This is a genomic window from Pseudomonas sp. P2S-1 (assembly GCF_057197725.1).
In genome coordinates this window covers 4424142-4448879 of record NZ_CM170068.1, presented here as the reverse complement: position 1 = coordinate 4448879, position 24738 = coordinate 4424142, and the positions used below count along the sequence as shown (strand labels likewise).

The 24738-nt window shown below is 63.0% G+C and carries 1 protein-coding gene; it reads right to left on the bottom strand.

Going from position 1 to position 24738, the window contains the following annotated elements; translation table 11 throughout:
* Window positions 1-83 precede the first annotated feature (83 nt).
* The gene (locus AC2CQI_RS19800; RefSeq protein ID WP_484580644.1) at window positions 84-24734 is read right to left on the bottom strand and encodes an immunoglobulin-like domain-containing protein; all 24651 of its coding nucleotides are present in this window, start codon (window positions 24732-24734) and stop codon (window positions 84-86) included.
* Window positions 24735-24738 lie beyond the last annotated feature (4 nt).

Sequence of the window (24738 nt, the reverse complement as noted above, 5' to 3'; positions counted from 1 at the left end):
GCACGAGTATGCGGCGCCGTGACCGATCAGGCAAAAACAGCTGTTGGCACCAACCCCCGCAAGGGTTGGCACCGATCAGCGCATCAGCTGTTGTTGTGGTCGATCTTGATGGTCGGGTCCGCACCGCTGATCAACGAGTTGATCGAGGTATTGGACCAGTTCACCCCTTCCAGCTTGATCGTCACGTCGGCATTGGCGATACCGCCGGTAGCGTTGAGCTTGCCTTCGCTACTGACCTGCAGGGTCGACTCGCCGTTCACCGTGGTGATCTTCAGGTAGTTGTCGATGGTGGTGCCCTTCTCGCCCTGGAGCAGGTCGCTCAGGTCGAGACGGTCACCTTCGGCCGGCTTGAAGTCCTTGATGATGTCGTTGCCGGTATCGCCCGCACGCCAGATGAAGGTGTCGGCACCCGCGCCCCCGGTCATGGTGTCGTTGCCCTTGCCGCCGAACAGCAGGTCGTTGCCTTCGCCACCCAGCAGGGTGTCGTTGCCGGTACCGCCGAGCAGGATGTCATTGCCCTTGCCGCCATCGAGGTAATCGTTACCGCCCTGGCCGAAGAGAATGTCATTGCCGTCGCCACCATAGAGCTTGTCGTCACCGTCGCTGGTACGGGAGATGTCGAACTCGCTGATGTGCTCGGTGACGTACTGGTGCATGGCCTTGCTGTCGATCGCGCTGGCATCCAGGCCGGTCTGCTTGGCGACGTAGCTTTGCAGCGCCTCCACTCCGTTGCCCGCCACGGACGGGAACATGATCAGGTCGCCGAACACGATGTCATTGCCGTCGCCGGCGTTGACCGTGTCGTTGCCCGGCAGGGTCGCCTCGGTATGGCCGAGGATGGCATCGGCCAGGTTGCTGGCGTCGATGTTGGTCTGCGGCTTGCCGTCGGAGTCGTAGGGCTTCAGGTCGTTGGTATTGATATCACCACCGATGCCGATGGCCTCGATATTCGGGGACAGAGCCTTGAGCACCGCAAACGCGCTCTTGGAGTTACTGGTGGTGTCCGAATCGGCATAGCTTCCTTGGCCCGCCAGGCTAGACAGCTCATAAGTCCCGTCGCCTTGGGCATGCAGCGTACCGCTGAGCGACGAGTAATAGCTGCCGTACTTGTACAGGTTCAGGTTGCCGCTGCTGTCGATAGTCAGGCGGTTGCTGCTGTCCAGGTTGACGTTGACCACCTGGCCCAGTTTGTAATTGATCGACGTCAGATAGCTATCCATCGTCAGGTTCGGCTTGCTGCCCACGTAGGTGATCAGCGTCGGGTTGGTGCGTTCGCCAGTTTGGTAGTAGGTCGGTTGGCCGTCAGTGATGAAGAAGGTCTGGTTGTCACCGGTAACCCCGGCGTCCTTCAGGTTCTGGAACCAGTTGGCCGTGGTCTTGAACGCGTCCTCGTAGTTGGTACCGCCGTTGGCCGTCATCGCGGTCAGGGCGTTTTTCAGGGTCTGCAGGGCGCCGCTGTCGGCCAGGTTGACCGCCACGGTGGATTTCACCTGGGTGGCGAAGTCCACCAGGAGAATGTTCACCGTACCCGAGCTGGCGCCCTGGACGCTGTTGGACAGGGTGGTGAAGACCGATTGCAGGGCCTTCTGCGCCGCGTCCACCGAGTCTTTCATACTGCCCGAGGTGTCGACGATGAACGCCAGGTTGTAGTTCTGCCCGGCGACCACGTGCAGGCCGTTGATGTCGGCGGCGATGATGTCGTTGCCGTCGGTACCGGTCCAGGTGTCGCTGTCGGCAGTGGCGTTGGTCGCCACGGCATAGGTGTCGCCGTACACGGTGACCTTGATGCTGCCCGGGGTGGTGGCGGTGCTGCCGTTGATGCTCTCGGTGGAGATCGAGCTGACCGACACGTTGAAGGTCCCGGAGTAGTACGCCGGTGGCTTGATGGTCAGCGAGTTCAGGGTCCAGCCGGTGACGTCCACCAGGCCGGCGCCGACGGTGACGCTGTGACCGGCGCCATCGCTGATCACCGAGCCCGCCGGGATGCCGCCCAGCTTGACCGCCAGGGTTTCCGAGCCGTCGGTATCGGTCAGCGCGGTAGTGATCGCGGCCAGCTTGACCGTGCCGTTCTCGCCGCCTTCGTTGAGCTTGTAGCCGTCGTAGTAGCCCTTGCCGTTGGTGCCGTGCAGGTCGGACACGGTCACGCCGGCTGCCGCCAGGGCCGCCACGGTCGGGTACAGCGCGGTGCCGACCTGGCTGACGTCGATGGTGGCGCCGCCGTTGACCGAGACGTTGACGTCGTAGCTGCCCGGGCCCGCCTGGTTGTAGTGGTAGATCTCGACGGTGTAGTAGCCGCTCTTGACCGGGGTGAAGGTGCCGTTGAGCTGGCCACCGGCGCCCCAGGTGGTGCTGGCCACGTCCTTGCCGCCTACGACCACCGCCAGGCTGTCGTCGCCGACTCCGGTGAATTTGTAGGTGCTGCCGGCTTCCATGTACATCAGGCCGGAGGTCTTCGAGGCAGTGCCTGCGGCGACATCGCCGGTCGAGGCCACGTTGGTGGCGATGGCGGTGGAGTTCGCCCTGCCGGCCGCAGCGTCGATGACCGACTTGAGGGTCGCGGCATTGGCGCCGTTACCGTCGGTGCCCAGGCCCGACAGGCCGGTCCAGATTTCCTTGGTCAGGCCGATGGAAGCCACGGCGTTGCTGGCGATGCTCAGCGTCGGCTTGTCGGCGACCGGAGTGATATCGACCTTCAGCGTGGCTTCGTTGCCCATGTCCTTGCCGTCGTACGGCTTGAACTTGATCTGCGCGTAGTCCGCCTGCTGGTTGCCCACGCCGGTGCCGCCGTTGGCGCTGATGCCCGACTGGTTGGCCAGCGGCACGAACTTCAGGTTGCCCGCATCGATATCGGCCTTGCTGAAGACCTTGCCGACATCGGCGGCGGTCAGGGTCTTCCAGGTGCTGCCGTCCTTGTACTGCAGGCTGCCCAGGGTCGGTAGCTGGGTGATGGTGATACCCAGTGCGCTCGGCAGGTTGTCCAGGTCGCTGATGTTGAGGCTGGCCCAGGTCAGGGCCAGGTCGGTGTCCTCGGTCCCGGTGATCTCGCCACCGGCGGCGGTCGGCGCATCGTTCACCGGCACCACGTTGACCGTGGTGGTGGCGACGTTCGAGGTGTTGACCCCGTCGGTGACCGTCACGGTGATGATCCGCGGCGTGCTGCTCGGGTCATCGCTGGTGTTGATGAAGGTGATGTTCTTCAGGCGTGCGACGTAGTCGGCGATGGTGCCGGGGCCGGACAGGGTCAGGACGATCTTGTCGTTGGTGTTCACCGCATTGATGGTGATGCCGCCGACGCTGTTGCCCAGGTTCAGGGCGTCACCGGCCATGCGGTTGGTCAGGGTCACGGTGGCACCGGTCATCAGGGTGCTGTCGTAGTCGGTGATGCTCAGGTCCACGTCGCCGATGGACACGCCGGTGCCCGGCTGGCCTTCGGTGAAGGTCACCTGGTAGTCCGCGCCGGTCGCGCCGCTGGAGTTGTTGGCGTCCAGGTCCAGCACCGGTGCCGGCTCGAAGATCGAGGTGGTCACGCTGCCCAGGGTCGGGCTGACCACCACGCTCTCGAAGTTGCCACCGGTGGCCGAGTCGATCTTGACGGTGAACTGCTCGGTGCCCTCGGTGACCAGGTCCTTGATGGTCGGGATGGTGAAGTCGACCTTGCTCGCCCCGGACGGGATGGTCACGGTGGTCACGCCGGTGTAGTCCGAACCGTTGGTGGCGGTGCCGGAGTAGCTCAGCTTGACGGTGACCGCCGACTGCGACGGGTTGCTCAGGTTGAGGGTGTAGGTGCCGGTCGCGCCTTCGGCCACCAGGGTGCTGCCGGTGATGCTGATGGTGGTCGGCGTATTGGTGTCGGTGACCTGGGTAACCGCTGGGGTGGTGCTGTAGGCCAGGTTCTCGAAGCCGCCGCCAGTGGCACCGGTGATCTTCGCGCTGATGTTGGTGGCATCGATGTACGGGGTGTCCGCCGGCGCTGGCACGGTGATGCTGTTGGACAGCTGGTCCTTGCCGATGGTGATGGTCGCACCGTTGGACAGGGTCACGGTCACCGCCGATGCGGCCGGGTTGGTCAGGGTCGCGGTATAGGTGATCTGCCCGCCTTCCTGCACCGAGCTGGTGGCGCTCAGGCTGACGGTGGTGGTGTCGATCGGGCCGTCGGTAACCGTGGTGCTGGTGGTGCCGGAGGTTTCCAGTTTCTCGAAGTTGCCGCCGCTGACCCCGGTGATGCTGTTGGTCAGCGCCGGGTTGGCGGTGTAGACGTTGTTCGGCGCGGTGTAGTTGACCGAGCCGCTGGTGGCGTTGACGGCGATGGTGATCTGCTGGCCGTTGGCCAGGCTGATGACCAGCGGCGCCAGGGTCACTGGCGAGCTGACGGTCGCGGTGTAGGTCACCACGCCGCCTTCGACCACGCTTGGCGTGGCGGTCAGGGTCACGGTCGAAGTGTCGATGGTGTCGGTGACCGAGGTCACGGCCGCGGCCGAGCTGACGTTGACCTTCTCGAAATCGCCGCCGGTGGTGGCGGTGATGGTCGCGCTGACGTTGGTGGCATCGACGTACACGCTGTTTTTCGGCGCATCGATGGTCACCGAGCCTTCGCTCAGGCCCTTGGCGATATTGATGGTCGAACCGTTGCTCAGGGTCACGGTCATCGCGGTGCCGGCCGGGTTGGACAGCTTCGCGGTGTAGGTGATCTGGCCGCCTTCCTGCACGGTGTTGGTCGCGGTCAGGGTGACGTTGGTGGTGTCCAGGTTCGACGGGTTGTCGTTGACCACGGTGGTGGTGTTGCCGGTGCTCACCAGTTTCTCGTAGTTGCCGCCGGTCATGCCGGTGATGCTGTTGGTCAGCGGCGTGTTGGTGCTGTACACGTTGTTCGGCGCGACATAGGTCACGGTGCCGCTGGTGGCATTGACCGCGATGGTGATCTGTTGGCCGTTGGCCAGGCTGATGACCAGCGGGGCAACGGTGACCGGCGAGGTCACGGTGGCGGTGTAGGTCACCACGCCGCCTTCGATCACGCTTGGGGTCGCGGTCAGGGTCACGGTCGACGTATCGATGGTGTCGGTCACCGCCGTTACCGCAGGCGTTGAGCTGATCGCCAGCTTCTCGAAGTCACCGCCAGTGGTGCCGGTGATGGTCGCGCTGACGTTGGTGGCATCGACGTAGACGCTGTTCTTCGGCGCATCGACGGTCACCGAGCCTTCGCTCAGGCCCTTGGCGATGTTGATGGTCGAGCCGTTGGACAGGGTTACGGTCATCGCGCTGCCGGCCGGGTTGGTCAGCTTGGCGACGTAGGTGATCTGTCCGCCTTCCTGGACGGTGCCGGTCGCGGTGAGGCTGACGCCGGTGGTGTCGAGGTTGTTCGGGTTGTCGTTGACCACGGTGGTGGTCGTGCCCGCCGTCACCAGCTTCTCGTAGTTGCCGCCGGTCACGCCGGTGATGCTGTTGGTCAGAGCCGGGTTGCTGGCGTACACGTTGTTCGGTGCGGTGAAGTTCACCGAGCCGCTGGTGGCGTTGACCGCGATGGTGATCGACTGGCCGTTGGCCAGGCTGATGACCAGCGGTGCAACGGTGACCGGCGAAGTCACGGTGGCGGTGTAGGTGACCACGCCGCCTTCGGTCACGCTCGGGGTCGCGGTCAGGGTCACGGTCGAGGTGTCGATGGTGTCGGTGATCGAGGTGATCGCCGGGGTGGTGCTGATGTTGACCTTCTCGAAATCGCCGCCGGTGGTGCCGGTGATGCTGGCGCTGACGCTGGTGGCATCGACGTAGACGCTGTTCTTCGGCGCGTCGACGCTGACGGTGCCTTCGCTCAGGCCCTTGGCGATGGTGATGGTCGAGCCGTTGCTCAGGCTCACGGTCATGGTGCTGCCAGCCTGATTGCTGAGTTTCGCGGTGTAGACGATCTGGCCGCCTTCATCCACCGAGTTGGTGGCGGTGAGGGTGACGTTGGTGGTGTCCAGGCTCGACGGGTTGTCGTTGACCACGGTGGTCGTGGTGCCGGTGGACACCAGCTTCTCGTAGTTGCCGCCGCTCATGCCGGTGATGCTGTTGGTCAGCGGCGCGTTGGTGGCGTAGACGTTGTTCGGCGCGGTGAAGTCCACCGAACCGCTGGTGGCATTGACCGCGATGGTGATCTGCTGACCGTTGGCCAGGCTGATGACCAATGGCGCTACGGTGACCGGCGAGGTGACGGTCGCGGTGTAGGTCACCACGCCGCCTTCGATCACGCTTGGGGTCGCGGTCAGGGTGACGGTCGAGGTGTCGATGGTGTCGGTCACGGCGGTGATCGCCGGGGTCGAACTGATCGCCAGCTTCTCGAAGTCGCCGCCGGTGGTGCCGGTGATGCTGGCAGTGACGTTGGTGGCGTCGACGTAGACGCTGTTCTTCGGTGCGTCGACGGTGACGAAGCCTTCGCTCTGACCCTTGGCGATGGTGATGGTCGAACCGTTGCTCAGGCTCACGGTCATCGCGGTACCGGCCGGGTTGGTCAGTTTCGCGGTGTAGGTGATCTGGCCGCCTTCCTGGACGGTGCCGGTGGCGGTCAGGCTGACCCCGGTGGTGTCGAGGTTGTTCGGGTTGTCGTTGATGACCGTGGACGGATTGCCGGCGGTGACCAGCTTCTCGTAGTTGCCGCCCGTCACACCGGTGATGCTGTTGGTCAGCGCCGAGTTGGTGTTGTAGACGTTGTTCGGTGCGGTGAAGTTGACCGAACCGCTGGTGGCGTTCACCGCGATGGTGATCGACTGGCCGTTGGCCAGGCTGATGACCAGTGGCGCTACGGTAACCGGCGAGGTCACGGTCGCGGTGTAGGTCACCACACCCCCTTCCACGGCGCTTGGCGAAGCGGTCAGGGTCACGGTCGAGGTATCGACCGTGTCGGTGATCGCAGTCACGGCAGGCGTCGCATTGACGTTGACCTTCTCGAAGCCGCCGCCGGTAGTGCCGGTGATGCTGGCGCTGACGTTGGTCGCGTCTACGTACACGCTGTTTCTCGGCGCATCGACGGTGACGAAGCCTTCGCTCTGGCCCTTGGCGATGGTGATGCTCGAACCGTTGCTCAGGTTCACCGTCATCGCGGTATCGGTCGGGTTGCTGACCTTCGCGGTGTAGGTGATCTGACCGCCTTCGTCCACCGAGCTGGTCGCGGTGAGGGTGACGTTGGTGGTGTCGAGGTTCGACGGGTTGTCGTTGACGACCGTGGTGGTGTTGCCCACGGCAACGATCTTCTCGAAGTTGCCGCCGCTTACGTCGGTGATGCTGTTGGTCAGCGACGGGTTGCTGGAGTAGACGTTGTTCGGCGCGGTGTAGTTGACCGAGCCGCTGGTGGCATTCACAGCGATGGTGATCTGTTGGCCGTTGGCCAGGCTGATGACCAGTGGCGCAACAGTGACCGGCGAGCTGACGGTGGCGGTGTAGGTCACTACGCCGCCTTCGGTCACGCTCGGGGTCGCCGTCAGGGTTACGGTCGAAGTGTCGATGGTGTCGGTCACGGCGGTGATCGCCGGGGTCGAACTGATCGCCAGTTTCTCGAAGTCGCCGCCAGTGGTGCCAGTAATGGTCGCACTGACGTTGGTGGCATCGACGTAGACGCTGTTCTTCGGCGCATCGACGGTGACGAAGCCTTCGCTCTGGCCCTTGGCAATGGTGATGCTCGACCCGTTGCTCAGGTTGATGGTCATTGCGCTGCCAGCCGGGTTGGTCAGCTTGGCGGTGTAGGTGATCTGCCCGCCTTCCTGGACGGTGCCGGTCGCGGTGAGCGAAACGCCGGTGGTATCCAGGTTGTTCGGGTTGTCATTGACCACGGTGGTCGGAGCACCCGCAGTGACCAGCTTCTCGTAGTTGCCACCGGTCACACCGGTGATGCTGTTGGTCAGCGCCGAGTTGGTGTTGTAGACGTTGTTCGGTGCAGTGAAGTCCACCGAACCGCTGGTAGCGTTGACCGCGATGGTGATGCTCTGGCCGTTGGCCAGGCTGATCACCAGCGGCGCGACAGTCACTGGCGAAGTGACAGTCGCGGTGTAGGTCACCACACCACCTTCCACAGCGCTCGGAGTCGCGGTCAGGGTCACGGTCGAGGTATCGATCGTGTCGGTGATCGCGGTGACCGCCGGGGTCGCGTTGACATTCACCTTCTCGAAGCCGCCGCCGGTGGTGCCGGTGATGCTGGCGCTGATGTTGGTCGCGTCCACGTACACGCTGTTTTTCGGTGCGTCGACGGTGACGAAGCCTTCGCTCTGGCCCTTGGCGATGGTGATGCTCGAACCGTTGCTCAGGTTCACCGTCATCGCGGTATCGGTCGGGTTGCTGACCTTCGCGGTGTAGGTGATCTGACCGCCTTCGTCCACCGAGCTGGTCGCGGTGAGGGTGACGTTGGTGGTGTCCAGGTTCGACGGGTTGTCGTTGACGGCGGTGGTGGTATTACCCACGGCAACGATCTTCTCGAAGTTGCCGCCGCTCACGTCGGTGATGCTATTGGTCAGCGGCGCATTGCTGGAGTAGACGTTGTTCGGCGCGGTGTAGTCGACCGAGCCGCTGGTGGCGTTCACGGCGATGGTGATCTGCTGGCCGTTGGCCAGGCTGATGACCAGCGGCGCGACGGTCACTGGCGAGCTGACGGTAGCGGTGTAGGTCACCACGCCGCCTTCGGTCACGCTCGGGGTGGCGGTCAGGGTCACGGTCGAGGTGTCGACGGTGTCGGTGACTGCAGTCACCGCCGGGGTCGGGCTGACCGCCACTTTCTCGAAATCACCACCGGTAGTGCCGGTGATGGTCGCGCTGACGTTGGTCGCATCCACGTACACGCTGTTTTTCGGCGCGTCGACGGTGACGAAGCCTTCGCTCAGGCCCTTGGCAATGGTGATGCTCGACCCGTTGCTCAGGTTGATGGTCATTTCGCTGCCCGCCGGATTGGTCAGCTTGGCGGTGTAGGTGATCTGCCCGCCTTCCTGGACAGTGCCGGTCGCGGTGAGCGATACGCCGGTGGTGTCGAGGTTGTTCGGGTTGTCATTGACCACGGTGGTCGGAGCACCGGCGGTGACCAGCTTCTCGTAGTTGCCACCGGTGACGCCGGTGATGCTGTTGGTCAGCGCCGAGTTGGTGTTGTAGACGTTGTTCGGCGCGGTGAAGTCCACCGAACCGCTGGTTGCGTTGACCGCGATGGTGATCGATTGGCCGTTGGCCAGGCTGATGACCAGCGGAGCGACGGTCACTGGCGAGGTTACGGTGGCGGTGTAGGTGACGACGCCGCCTTCCACTGCACTCGGGGTCGCCGTCAGGGTCACGGTCGAGGTGTCGAGGGTATCGGTGATCGCCGTGACCGCCGGGGTCGCGTTGACATTCACCTTCTCGAAATCACCGCCGTTGACGCCGGTAATGCTGGCGCTGACGTTGGTCGCGTCGACGTACACGCTGTTCTTCGGCGCATCGACGGTGACGGTGCCTTCGCTCAGGCCTTTGGCGATGGTGATGGTCGAGCCGTTGCTCAGGCTGATCGTCATCTCGCTGCCGGTCGGGTTGCTGACCTTGGCGGTGTAGGTGATCTGGCCACCTTCGTCCACCGAGTTGGTGGCGGTCAGGGTGACGTTGGTGGTGTCCAGGTTCGACGGGTTGTCGTTGACCGCAGTGGTCGTGTTGCCGATAGCAACGATCTTCTCGAAGTTGCCGCCGCTCACGTCGGTGATGCTGTTGGTCAGCGGCACGTTGGTGGCATAGACGTTGTTCGGCGCGGTGTAGTTGACCGAGCCGCTGGTGGCGTTGACCTCGATGGTGATGCTCTGGCCGTTGGCCAGGGTCACGACCAGTGGAGCCACGGTGACCGGCGAGCTGACGGTGGCGGTGTAGGTCACTACGCCGCCTTCGGTCACGCTCGGGGTCGCGGTCAGGGTCACGGTCGAGGTGTCGACGGTGTCGGTGACTGCGGTGACCGCCGGAGTCGGACTGACCGCCAGCTTCTCGAAGTCACCACCGGTGGTGCCGGTGATGGTCGCGCTGACGTTGGTGGCATCCACGTAGACGCTGTTTTTCGGCGCGTCGACGGTGACGAAGCCTTCGCTCAAGCCCTTGCCGATGGTGATGCTCGACCCGTTGCTCAGGTTGATGGTCATCTCGCTGCCGGCCGGGTTGGTCAGCTTGGCGGTATAGGTGATCTGCCCGCCTTCCTGCACGGTGCCGGTGGCGATAAGGCTGACGCCGGTGGTGTCGAGGTTGGCCGGGTTGTCGTTGATGACGGTCGATGGCGTGCCATCGGTGACCAGCTTCTCGAAGTTGCCGCCGGTCACACCGGTGATGCTGTTGGTCAGCGCCGGGTTGGTGCCGTAGACGTTGTTTGGTGCGGTGAAGTCCACCGAACCGCTGGAAGCGTTGACCGGGATGGTGATCGACTGGCCGTTGGCCAGGGTGATGACCAGCGCAGTGCCGGTCACTGGCGAGGTGACGGACGCGGTGTAGGTCACCACGCCGCCTTCCAGGGCACTGCCGGATGCGGTCAGGGTCACGGTCGAGGTGTCGAGCGAGTCGGTGACGGCAGTCACGGCTGCAGTCGGGCTGACCTCGAGGTGCTCGAAGTCGCCGCCGGTGGTGCCGGTGATGGTCACGCTGACGTTACCGGCGTCGACATACACGGTGTTCGCCGGGGCCGGGAAGGTCACGCTGCCTTCGGACAGGCCCTTGCCGATTGTGATCACTTCCCCGTTGCTCAGGGTGATCTTCATCTCGGTGCCGGCCGGGTTGGTCAGGCGCGCGGTGTAGATGATGTCGCCGCCTTCCTGGACGGTGCCGGTGGCGCTGAGGGTCAGGCCGGTGGTGTCCAGGCGGGCTGGGTCGTCGGTGACCACGGTGGTCGGAGCACCCGCGGTATCCAGTTTTTCGTAGTTGCCGCCGGTTACGCCGGTGATGCTGTTGGTCAGCGGGGTGTTGGTGTTCAGCACGTTGTTAGGCGCGATGAAGTCCACGGAACCGCTGGAGCTGTTGACCGGGATGGTGATCGACTGGCCGTTGGCCAGGCTGATGACCAGCGCAGTGCCGGTGACCGGAGCGGTGACGGACGCGGTGTAGGTGACGATGCCACCTTCGACAGCGCTTGCGGTCGCCGTCAGGGTGACGGTCGAGGTATCGACGCTGTCGGTGATGGCGGTTACGGCTGCAGTCGGGCTGACTTCCAGGTGCTCGAAGTCGCCGCCGGTGGTGCCGGTGATGGTGACGCTGACGTTGCCAGCATCCACATAAACGGTGTTCGCCGGAGCTGCGAAGGTCACGCTGCCTTCACTCAGACCCTTACCGATAGTGATGACCTCGCCGTTGCTCAGCGTGATCTTCATCTCGGTGCCGGCCGGGTTGGTCAGGCGAGCGGTGTAGATGATGTCGCCGCCTTCCTGAACGGTGCCCGTCGCGGACAGGGTCAGGCCAGTGGTGTCCAGGCGAGCCGGGTCGTCGTTCACGACAGTGGTCGGCGTGCCGGCGGTGTCCAGTTTTTCGTAGTTGCCACCCGTGACGCCGGTGATGCTATTGGTCAGCGGCGTATTGGTATTCAGCACGTTGTTCGGGGCGATGAAGTCCACCGAACCACTGGAGCTGTTGACCGGGATGGTGATGCTTTGACCGTTGGCCAGGCTGATTACCAGCGGGGTGCCGGTGACCGGAGCGGTGACGGACGCGGTGTAGGTGACGATGCCACCTTCGACAGCGCTTGCGGTCGCCGTCAGGGTGACGGTCGAGGTATCGACGCTGTCGGTGATGGCGGTAACCGCAGCAGTCGGGCTGACTTCGAGGTGCTCGAAGTCGCCGCCAGTGGTGCCGGTGATGGTGACGCTGACATTGCCAGCATCTACATACACGGTGTTCGCTGGGGCGGCGAAGGTCACGGAGCCTTCAGACAGACCCTTACCGATGGTGATGACCTCGCCGTTGCTCAGCGTGATCTTCATTTCGGTGCCAGCCGGGTTGGTCAGGCGGGCGGTGTAGATGATGTCGCCGCCTTCCTGAACGGTGCCCGTCGCGGACAGGGTCAGGCCAGTGGTGTCCAGGCGAGCCGGGTCGTCGTTCACGACGGTGGTCGGGGTGCCAGCAGTGTCGAGTTTTTCGTAATTGCCGCCGGTTACGCCGGTGATGCTGTTGGTCAGCGGCGTGTTGGTGTTGAGCACGTTGTTCGGGGCAATGAAGTCCACCGAGCCGCTGGAGCTATTGACCGGAATGGTGATCGACTGGCCGTTGGCCAGGCTGATGACCAACGGAGTACCGGTAACCGGGGAGGTTACGGACGCGGTGTAGGTGACGATGCCACCTTCAACAGCACTGGCCGTCGCGGTCAGGGTCACGGTGCTGGTGTCGACCGAATCGGTGATCGCAGTCACAGCTGCAGTCGGGCTGACTTCGAGGTGTTCGAAGTCACCACCGGTGGTGCCGGTGATGGTGACGCTGACGTTGCCGGCATCGACGTAAACAGTGTTGGCCGGGGCCGCGAAGGTCACGGAGCCTTCGGAAAGGCCTTTGCCGATAGTGATGACCTCGCCGTTGCTCAGCGTGATCTTCATTTCGGTGCCAGCCGGGTTGGTCAGGCGTGCGGTGTAGACGATATCGCCGCCTTCCTGGACGGTGCCGGTCGCGGACAGGGTCAGGCCAGTGGTGTCCAGGCGAGCCGGGTCGTCGTTCACGACGGTGGTCGGGGTGCCGGCGGTGTCCAGTTTTTCGTAGTTGCCACCCGTGACGCCGGTGATGCTGTTGGTCAGCGGGGCGTTGGTGTTGAGGGCGTTGTTCGGAGCGATGAAGTCGACCGAGCCGCTCGAAGAGTTGACCGGAATGGTGATCGACTGACCGTTGGCCAGGCTGATGACCAATGGCGTACCGGTAACCGGAGAGGTCACGGAAGCGGTGTAGGTGACAACACCACCTTCAACGGCACTGGCGGTCGCCGTCAGCGTGACAGTCGAGGTGTCGATGCTGTCGGTGATTGCAGTCACTGCCGCAGTCGGGCTGACTTCAAGATGCTCGAAATCACCACCGGTATTGCCGGTGATGGTGACGCTGACATTACCGGCATCGACGTAGACGGTGTTGGCCGGTGCCGCAAAGGTCACGGAGCCTTCAGACAGACCTTTCCCGATAGTGATCACTTCCCCGTTGCTCAGGGTGATCTTCATTTCGGTGCCGGCCGGGTTGGTCAGGCGGGCGGTGTAGATAATGTCGCCGCCTTCCTGAACGGTGCCTGTCGCGGACAGGGTCAGGCCAGTAGTGTCCAAGCGAGCCGGATCATCGTTCACGACGGTGGTCGGAGTACCGGCGGTGTCCAGTTTTTCGTAGTTGCCGCCAGTCACACCGGTGATGCTGTTGGTCAGCGGTGTGTTGGTATTCAGCACGTTGTTCGGGGCGATGAAATCGACCGAGCCGCTCGAAGAATTGACCGGAATGGTGATCGACTGACCATTCGCCAGGCTGATGACCAGTGGGGTGCCGGTGACCGGAGCGGTGACGGACGCGGTGTAGGTCACCACGCCGCCTTCGACAGCGCTTGCGGTCGCCGTCAGCGTGACAGTCGAGGTATCGACACTGTCAGTGATGGCGGTTACGGCCGCAGTCGGGCTGACCTCCAGGTGTTCGAAGTCACCACCGGTAGTGCCGGTGATGGTCACGCTGATATTGCCGGCATCCACATAAACGGTGTCGGCAGGCGCCGCGAAGGTCACGGAACCTTCGGACAGACCTTTGCCGATGGTGATCACTTCCCCGTTACTGAGGGTGATCTTCATCTCGGTGCCGGCCGGATTGGTCAGGCGGGCGGTGTAGACGATGTCGCCGCCCTCCTGAACGGTACCGGTGGCCGACAGGGTGAGACCAGTGGTGTCCAGGCGGGCTGGATCATCGTTCACGACGGTGGTCGGAGTACCGGCGGTGTCCAGTTTTTCGTAGTTGCCGCCAGTCACACCGGTGATGCTGTTGGTCAGCGGTGTGTTGATATTCAGCATGTTGTTAGGGGCGATGAAGTCCACCGAACCGCTGGAGCTGTTGACCGGGATGGTGATCGACTGACCGTTGGCCAGGCTGATGACCAGCGGGGTGCCGGTTACAGGTGCAGTCACGGACGCGGTGTAGGTGACAATGCCACCTTCAACAGCACTGGCCGTAGCGGTCAGGGTCACGGTGCTGGTGTCGACCGAGTCGGTGATCGCAGTCACAGCTGCAGTCGGGCTGACTTCCAGGTGTTCGAAGTCACCACCGGTAGTACCGGTGATAGTGACGCTGACATTCCCCGCATCCACGTAAACGGTGTTGGCAGGCGCTGCGAAGGTCACGCTACCTTCGGACAGACCTTTGCCGATAGTGATCACTTCCCCGTTGCTCAGGGTGATCTTCATCTCGGTGCCGGCTGGATTGGTCAGGCGAGCGGTGTAGATGATGTCGCCGCCTTCCTGGACGGTGCCGGTGGCGCTGAGGGTCAGGCCAGTGGTGTCCAGACGTGCTGGATCATCGGTCACGACGGTAGTCGGAGCACCGGCGGTATCCAGTTTCTCGTAGTTGCCACCGGTAACCCCGGTAATGCTGTTGGTCAGCGGCGTGTTGGTGTTCAGCACGTTGTTAGGCGCGATGAAGTCCACCGAACCGCTGGAGCTGTTGACCGGGATGGTGATCGACTGACCATTGGCCAGACTGATGACCAGAGGAGTGCCAGTGACCGGCGAGGTCACGGACGCGGTGTAAGTCACCACGCCGCCTTCGACAGCGCTGGCGGTCGCAGTCAGGGTCACGGTCGAGGTATCGACACTGTCGGTGATGGCGGTAACCGCAGCAGTCGGGCTGACTTCGAGGTGCTCGAAGTCGCCGCCAGTGGTGCCGGTGATGGTCACGCTGACGTTGCCGGCATCCACATAGACGGTGTTCGCCGGGGCGGCGAAGGTCACGCTGCCTTCACTCAGGCCTTTACCGATAGTGATGACCTCGCCGTTGCTCAGCGTGATCTTCATTTCGGTGCCAGCCGGGTTGGTCAGGCGGGCGGTGTAGACGATATCGCCGCCTTCCTGGACGGTGCCAGTGGCGGACAGGGTCAGGCCAGTGGTGTCCAGGCGAGCCGGATCGTCGTTCACGACGGTGGTCGGGGTGCCAGCGGTGTCGAGTTTTTCGTAGTTGCCGCCGGTTACGCCGGTGATGCTGTTGGTCAGCGGCGTGTTGGTGTTCAACACGTTGTTCGGGGCAATGAAGTCCACCGAACCGCTGGAACTGTTGACCGGGATAGTGATGCTTTGGCCGTTGGCGAGGCTGATCACCAGCGGGGTACCGGTCACAGGCGAAGTGACGGACGCGGTGTAAGTGACGACGCCACCTTCTACAGCGCTGGCAGTCGCGGTCAGGGTCACGGTGCTGGTGTCGATCGAGTCGGTGATCGCAGTCACGGCGGCAGTCGGACTGACTTCGAGGTGCTCGAAATCACCACCGGTAGTGCCGGTGATGGTGACGCTGACATTACCGGCATCGACGTAGACGGTGTTGGCCGGTGCCGCAAAGGTCACGGAGCCTTCAGACAGACCTTTTCCGATAGTGATCACTTCCCCGTTGCTCAGGGTGATCTTCATTTCGGTGCCGGCCGGGTTGGTCAGGCGGGCGGTATAGATGATGTCGCCGCCTTCCTGGACGGTACCGGTCGCGGACAAGGTCAGGCCGGTGGTGTCCAGGCGAGCCGGGTCGTCGTTCACGACGGTAGTCGGAGCACCAGCGGTGTCGAGTTTTTCGTAGTTGCCACCCGTGACGCCGGTGATGCTGTTGGTCAGTGGCGTGTTGGTGTTCAACACGTTGTTCGGCGCGATGAAATCGACCGAGCCGCTCGAAGAATTGACCGGAATAGTGATCGACTGGCCGTTGGCCAAGCTGATGACCAGCGGGGTGCCCGTGACCGGCGAGGTGACCGAAGCGGTGTAAGTGACGATGCCACCTTCAACAGCACTGGCCGTCGCGGTCAGCGTGACAGTCGAGGTGTCGATGCTGTCGGTGATGGCGGTTACGGCTGCGGTCGGGCTGACTTCGAGGTGCTCGAAGTCGCCGCCAATGGTGCCAGTGATGGTCACGCTGACGTTGCCCGCGTCGACATACACAGTGTTCGCTGGGGCGGCAAAGGTCACGGAGCCTTCGGACAGACCTTTGCCGATAGTGATGACCTCGCCGTTGCTCAGCGTGATCTTCATCTCGGTGCCAGCCGGGTTGGTCAGGCGGGCGGTGTACACGATGTCGCCGCCTTCCTGGACGGTGCCAGTGGCGCTGAGGGTCAGGCCGGTAGTGTCCAGGCGCGCTGGATCATCGGTCACGACGGTAGTCGGAGCACCGGCGGTATCCAGTTTTTCGTAGTTGCCACCGGTTACACCCGTAATGCTGTTGGTCAACGGGGTGTTGGTATTCAGCACGTTGTTAGGCGCGATGAAGTCCACCGAACCGCTGGAGCTGTTGACCGGGATGGTGATCGACTGACCGTTGGCCAGGCTGATGACCAGCGGGGTGCCGGTTACAGGTGCAGTCACGGACGCCGTGTAAGTCACTACGCCGCCTTCGACAGCGCTGGCGGTCGCCGTCAGCGTGACGGTCGAGGTATCGACCGAATCGGTAATGGCGGTAACCGCCGCAGTCGGGCTGACTTCCAGGTGCTCGAAATCGCCACCAGTGGTGCCGGTGATGGTGACGCTGACGTTTCCAGCATCCACATACACGGTGTTGGCAGGCGCTGCGAAGGTCACGGAACCTTCAGACAGACCTTTCCCGATGGTGATGACTTCCCCGTTGCTCAGGGTGATCTTCATCTCGGTGCCGGCAGGGTTGGTCAGACGCGCGGTATAGACGATATCGCCGCCTTCCTGGACGGTGCCAGTGGCGGACAGGGTCAGGCCGGTGGTGTCCAGGCGAGCCGGATCATCGTTCACGACGGTGGTCGGCGTGCCCGCGGTATCCAGCTTCTCGTAGTTGCCACCGGTGACACCGGTAATGCTGTTAGTCAGCGGCGTGTTGGTGTTCAACACGTTGTTCGGGGCGATGAAGTCCACCGAACCGCTCGAAGAATTGACCGGAATGGTGATCGACTGGCCGTTGGCCAGGCTGATGACCAATGGAGTACCGGTAACCGGAGAGGTCACGGAGGCCGTGTAGGTGACCACACCGCCTTCGATAGCGCTGGCAGTCGCGGTCAGCGTTACGGTGCTGGTATCGATCGAATCGGTGATCGCAGTGACGGCCGCAGTCGGGCTGACCTCCAGGTGCTCGAAATCACCGCCGGTGGTGCCGGTGATGGTCACACTGACATTGCCCGCATCGACGTAGACGGTGTTGGCCGGTGCCGCGAAGGTCACAGAACCTTCAGACAGACCTTTCCCGATAGTGATCACTTCCCCATTGCTCAGGGTGATCTTCATCTCGGTGCCGGTCGGGTTGGTCAGGCGAGCGGTGTAGATGATGTCGCCGCCTTCCTGGACGGTGCCGGTGGCGCTGAGGGTCAGGCCGGTGGTGTCCAGGCGGGCTGGGTCATCGGTGACCACGGTGGTCGGAGCACCCGCGGTATCCAGCTTCTCGTAGTTGCCGCCGGTGACGCCGGTGATGCTGTTGGTCAGCGGCGTGTTGGTGTTCAACACGTTGTTAGGCGCGATGAAGTCCACCGAGCCGCTCGAGCTGTTGACCGGAATGGTGATGCTTTGGCCGTTGGCCAGGCTGATCACCAATGGGGTGCCGGTAACCGGGGAGGTCACGGACGCGGTGTACGTCACCACGCCACCTTCTACAGCGCTGGCAGTCGCGGTCAGCGTTACGGTGCTGGTATCGATCGAGTCGGTGATCGCCGTAACGGCCGCAGTCGGGCTGACTTCCAGGTGCTCGAAATCACCGCCAGTGGTACCGGTGATGGTCACACTGATATTGCCTGCATCGACGTAGACGGTGTTGGCCGGCGCCGCGAAAGTCACGCTGCCTTCCGAAAGACCTTTGCCGATGGTGATCACTTCGCCGTTGCTCAGCGTGATCTTCATCTCGGTGCCGGCCGGGTTGGTCAGGCGGGCGGTGTAGATGATGTCGCCGCCTTCCTGGACGGTGCCAGTGGCCGACAGGGTCAGACCGGTGGTGTCGAGGCGCGCTGGATCGTCGTTCACAACGGTAGTTGGCGTGCCGGCGGTATCCAGTTTTTCGTAGTTGCCGCCGGTGACCCCGGTGATGCTGTTGGTCAGCGGCGTGTTGGTGTTCAGCACGTTGTTCGGGGCGATGAAATCGACCGAACCGCTGGAGCTGTTGACCGGGATGGTGATGCTTTGGCCGTTGGCCAGGCTGATCACCAATGGAGTACCGGTAACCGGAGAGGTCACGGAAGCGGTGTAGGTCACCACGCCGCCTTCAACCGCGCTGGCCGTAGCGGTCAGGGTCACGGTACTGGTGTCGATCGAATCGGTGATCGCCGTCACGGCGGCAGTCGGGCTGACTTCGAGGTGTTCGAAATCACCACCGGTAGTACCAGTGATAGTGACGCTGACGTTGCCAGCATCCACATAGACAGTGTTCGCAGGCGCCGCGAAGGTCACGGATCCTTCGGACAGGCCTTTCCCGATAGTGATGACCTCACCGTTGCTGAGGGTGACCTTCATCTCGGTGCCAGCCGGGTTGGTCAGGCGAGCGGTGTAGATGATGTCGCCGCCTTCCTGAACGGTGCCCGTCGCGGACAGGGTCAGGCCAGTGGTGTCCAGGCGAGCCGGATCGTCGTTCACGACGGTGGTCGGCGTGCCCGCAGTATCCAGTTTCTCGTAGTTGCCGCCGGTGACGCCGGTAATGCTGTTGGTCAGCGGCGTGTTGGTGTTCAGCACGTTGTTAGGCGCGATGAAATCGACCGAACCGCTCGAGCTGTTGACCGGAATGGTGATCGACTGGCCGTTTGCAAGGCTGATAACCAGCGGAGTGCCGGTGACTGGCGAGGTGACCGAAGCGGTGTAGGTGACGATGCCACCTTCAACAGCGCTGGCGGTCGCGGTCAGCGTGACGGTCGACGTATCGACCGAGTCGGTTACCGCAGTCACGGCAGCCGTCGGGCTGACTTCGAGGTGTTCGAAGTCACCGCCAGTGGTGCCGGTAATGGTCACGCTGACATTGCCAGCATCGACATAGACGGTGTTTGCAGGTGCCGCGAAGGTAACCGAGCCTTCAGACAGACCTTTGCCGATAGTGATCACTTCCCCGTTGCTGAGGGTGATCTTCATCTCGGTGCCGGCCGGGTTGGTCAGGCGCGCGGTGTAGATGATGTCGCCGCCTTCCTGGACGGTGCCGGTCGCGCTCAACGTCAAGCCAGTCGTATCGAGGCGAGCCGGATCATCGGTCACGACGGTGGTCGGAGCACCAGCGGTGTCCAGTTTTTCGTAATTGCCGCCAGTCACGCCGGTGATGCTGTTGGTCAGCGGGGTATTGGTGTTCAACACGTTGTTCGGTGCGATGAAGTCCACCGAGCCGCTGGAGCTATTGACCGGAATGGTGATCGACTGGCCGTTGGCCAGGCTGATGACCAGAGGAGTGCCAGTCACAGGCGCAGTGACCGAAGCGGTGTAGGTGACGACGCCACCTTCAACAGCGCTGGCCGTAGCGGTCAGGGTCACGGTACTGGTGTCGAGCGAATCGGTTACAGCCGTGACGGCCGCAGTCGGGCTGACTTCGAGGTGTTCGAAGTCACCACCGGTCGTGCCGGTGATGGTCACGCTGACATTGCCCGCGTCGACATACACGGTGTTCGCTGGGGCTGCGAAGGTCACGGATCCTTCGGAAAGGCCCTTGCCGATAGTGATGACCTCGCCGTTGCTCAGCGTGATCTTCATCTCGGTGCCGGCCGGGTTGGTCAGGCGTGCGGTGTAGACGATATCGCCGCCTTCCTGGACGGTGCCGGTCGCCGACAGGGTCAGGCCGGTGGTGTCCAGGCGGGCTGGATCATCGTTCACGACGGTAGTTGGAGTGCCGGCGGTATCCAGCTTCTCGTAGTTGCCGCCAGTCACACCGGTGATGCTGTTGGTCAGCGGGGTGTTGGTGTTCAGTACGTTGTTCGGCGCGATGAAGTCGACCGAACCGCTCGAGCTGTTGACCGGAATGGTGATCGACTGGCCGTTTGCGAGGCTGATGACCAGCGGAGTGCCGGTGACCGGCGAGGTCACGGACGCGGTGTAGGTGACGACGCCACCTTCGACAGCGCTGGCCGTCGCGGTCAGTGTGACAGTCGAAGTATCGACGCTGTCAGTGATGAGGGTCACAGCCGCACTCGGGCTGACTTCAAGGTGCTCGAAGTCACCACCGGTAGTGCCGGTGACGGTAACGCTGACACTGCCAGCGTCTACATAGACGGTGTTGGCAGGCGCCGCGAAGGTCACGGAGCCTAAGGACAGACCTTTGCCGATGGTGATCACTTCCCCGTTGCTGAGGGTGATCTTCATCTCGGTACCAGCCGGATTGGTCAGTTGGGCGGTGTAGATGATGTTGCCGCCTTCCTGGACGGTACCGGTGGCGGACAGGGTCAGGCCGGTAGTGTCCAGACGTGCAGGATCGTCGGTCACAACGGTGGTTGGAGCACCCGCGGTGTCCAGTTTCTCGTAGTTACCGCCGGTCACACCGGTGATGCTGTTGGTCAACGGCGTGTTGGTGTTGAGCACGTTGTTCGGGGCAATGAAGTCCACCGAGCCGCTGGAGCTGTTGACCGGAATGGTGATCGACTGACCGTTGGCCAGGCTGATGACCAGCGGGGTGCCGGTTACAGGGGCAGTCACGGACGCGGTGTAGGTGACAATGCCACCTTCAACAGCACTGGCCGTAGCGGTCAGGGTCACGGTGCTGGTGTCGACCGAGTCGGTGATCGCAGTCACAGCTGCAGTCGGGCTGACTTCGAGGTGCTCGAAGTCGCCGCCAGTGGTGCCGGTGATGGTCACGCTGACGTTGCCGGCATCCACATAGACGGTGTTCGCCGGGGCGGCGAAGGTCACGCTGCCTTCACTCAGGCCTTTACCGATAGTGATGACCTCGCCGTTGCTCAGCGTGATCTTCATCTCGGTGCCGGCCGGGTTGGTCAGGCGGGCGGTGTAGACGATATCGCCGCCTTCCTGGACGGTGCCAGTGGCGGACAGGGTCAGGCCGGTAGTGTCCAGGCGAGCCGGATCATCGTTCACGACGGTGGTCGGCGTGCCCGCGGTATCCAGCTTCTCGTAGTTGCCACCGGTCACCCCGGTGATGCTGTTGGTCAGCGGGGTGTTGGTGTTCAGCACGTTGTTCGGCGCGATGAAATCGACCGAACCGCTCGAAGAATTGACCGGAATGGTGATCGACTGACCATTGGCCAGACTGATGACCAGAGGAGTGCCAGTGACAGGCGCAGTGACCGAAGCGGTGTAGGTAACGACGCCGCCTTCGACGGCACTGGCGGTGGCCGTCAGCGTGACAGTCGAAGTGTCGAGGCTGTCGGTCACAGCGGTAACTGCAGCAGTCGGGCTGACTTCGAGGTGTTCGAAATCACCACCGGTAGTACCGGTAATAGTGACGCTGACGTTGCCAGCGTCCACATAGACAGTGTTGGCAGGCGCTGCGAAGGTCACGCTGCCTTCGGACAGACCTTTCCCGATAGTGATCACTTCCCCGTTGCTCAGGGTGATCTTCATCTCGGTGCCGGCCGGGTTGGTCAGGCGGGCGGTGTAGATGATGTCGCCGCCTTCCTGGACGGTACCGGTCGCCGACAGGGTCAGGCCAGTGGTGTCCAGGCGAGCCGGATCATCGGTCACGACAGTGGTCGGAGCACCGGCGGTATCCAGTTTCTCGTAGTTGCCACCGGTCACCCCGGTGATGCTGTTGGTCAGCGGGGTGTTGGTGTTCAGCACGTTGTTCGGCGCGATGAAATCGACCGAACCGCTCGAAGAGTTGACCGGAATGGTGATTGACTGGCCGTTTGCCAGGCTGATGACCAACGGAGTGCCGGTGACCGGCGAGGTCACGGACGCGGTGTAAGTCACCACGCCGCCTTCGACAGCGCTGGCGGTCGCAGTCAGGGTCACGGTCGAGGTATCGACCGAATCAGTGACGGCAGTAACCGCAGCAGTCGGGCTGACTTCCAGATGCTCGAAATCACCACCGGTGGTGCCGGTGATGGTTACGCTGACGTTGCCGGCATCCACATACACGGTGTTGGCCGGGGCTGCGAAGGTCACGCTACCTTCGGACAGACCTTTCCCGATAGTGATCACTTCCCCGTTGCTCAGGGTGATCTTCATCTCGGTACCGGTCGGATTGCTCAGGCGCGCGGTATAGACGATGTTGCCGCCTTCCTGAACGGTGCCGGTGGCCGACAGGGTCAGGCCGGTGGTATCCAGGCGAGCCGGATCGTCATTGACCGCCGTGGTCGGCGCGCCGGCAGTGTCCAGCTTCTCGTAGTTGCCGCCCGTGACGCCGGTGATGCTGTTGGTCAACGGTGCGTTGGTATTCAGCACGTTGTTCGGCGCGATGAAGTCCACCGAACCGCTGGAGCTGTTGACCGGAATGGTGATCGACTGACCATTGGCCAGGCTGATGACCAGCGGAGTACCGGTAACCGGCGAAGTGACCGTCGCGGTGTAGGTCACCACGCCACCTTCGGTCACGCTCGGGGTGGCAGTCAGGGTGACAGTCGAGGTATCGATGCTGTCGGTGATCGCGGTCACCGCCGCGGCCGGATTGACCGCCAGCTTCTCGAAATCGCCGCCGGTGGTGCCGGTCACGGTGACGCTGACATTGCCCGCATCGACATAAACGGTGTTCGCCGGAGCGGCGAAGGTCACGGTGCCCTGGGTCTGGCCCTGGGCAATGGTGATGGTTTCACCATTGCTCAGGCTGATCTTCATCTCGGTGCCGGCCGGATTGCTCAGGGTGGCGGTGTAGACGATCTGCCCGCCTTCGGTGACGGAGCCGGTGGCGCTCAGGGTCAGGTTGGTGGTGTCCAGGCGCGCAGGGTCATCGGTGACCGTGGTGGTGGTCGTGCCGGTGCCGGCGACCAGACTTTCGTAGTTGCCGCCGCTGACGCTGGTGATGCTGTTGCTCAGTGGCGCGTTGGTGGCGAGCACGTTGTCCGGGGCGGTGAAGTTGACCGAGCCGGAGCTCTGGCCGACCGCAATGGTGATGCTCTGGCCGTTGGCCAGGTTGACGATCACCGGGGCGCCGGTCACCGGGGCACCGACGGAGGCGGTGTAGGTCACCACGCCGCCTTCGAGCACGCTCGGGGTGGCGCTCAGGGTCACGGTGGTGGTGTCGACGCTGTCAGTGACGGTGGTCACGGCCGCGGCCGGGTTGGCCACCAGGCTCTCGAAGTTGCCGCCGCTCACGTTGGTGATGGTGGTGCTGACCGGCGTGGCGCCGTTGTAGACATCGTTCGGCGCGGTGAACTGCACGCTGCCGCTGGTGCTGCCGACCGGGATGGTAATGGTCTGGCCAGTGGACAGGGTGACCACCACCGGGGTGCCGGTCACCGGCGAGGTGACGCTGGCGGTGTAGGTGATCACGCCGTTCTCGGCGACGCTCGCCGTCGCGCCGAGGCTGACGGTGGTGGTGTCGGTGGTGTCGGTGACGGTGGTCACGGCCGGTGCCGGGCTGGCCACCAGGTTCTCGAAGTTGCCGCCGCCCACGCCTGCGATGGTGGTGCTGATCGGCGCTGCGCCGTTGTACACGTCGTTCGGTGCAGTGAACTGCACGGTACCGCTGGTGCCGCCGACCGGGATGGTGATGGTCTGGCCATTGGACAGGCTGACGATGACCGGCGCGCCGGTGACCGGCGAGGTGACGCTGGCGGTGTAGGTAATTACACCGTTCTCGGCAACGCTTGGGCTGGCGCCGAGGGTGACGGTGGTGGTGTCGATGGAGTCGGTGACGGTGGTCACGGCCGGGGTCGGGTTGGCCACCAGGCTTTCGAAGTTGCCGCCGCTCACGTTGGTGATGGTGGTGCTGACCGGGTTGGCGCCGTTATAGACGTCGTTCGGCGCAGTGAACTGCACGGTGCCGCTGGTGCTGCCGACCGGAATGGTGATGCTCTGCCCGGTGGACAGAGTGACCACAACCGGCGCGCCGGTGACCGGCGAGGTGACGCTGGCGGTGTAGGTGATCACGCCACTCTCGGCCACGCTGGTGCTGGCGCCGAGGCTGACGGTGGTGGTGTCGACGGAGTCGGTGACCGTGGTCAGAACTGGCGATGGGGTGGGTAGAAGCTCTTCGAAGTTGCCGCCGGAAACAGCGGTGATCATTTCGACGATAGGCGTAGCACCCTTGTAGACGTCATTGGGTGCGGTGAATTGGACTGTTCCGCTGGTACTTCCGACCGGAATGATGATGGTCTGTCCGTTGGACAGTGTGACCACGACCGGAGCGACGGTGACCGGGGAGGAGACGCTTGCGGTGTATGTGATCACGCCGTTCTCGGCGACGCTGGCGTCTGCGGCAAGCTCGACGATAGTGGCATCTTGGGAAGTGTCGATGACGACTGTTGTGGCGACGGTTTTATCTGCCACAAGATTTTCGAAATTACCCCCTGTTGCGGAGGTAATAGCTACATTGATAGATGTGTTGCTATATACATCATTCGGGATGTTGAGCAGGATGGTATTGCTGGTGCTTCCAACAGGAATGGTAATGACTTCCCCGTTGGACAGCGTGACGATCACAGGTGTGCCGGTTACCGGTGAAGTGACGGTAGCAGTATAGCTAACAATACCGTTTTCAAATCCGCTTGGAGATGCCTGCAGAGTAACGGGAGTGGTGTCGATACTA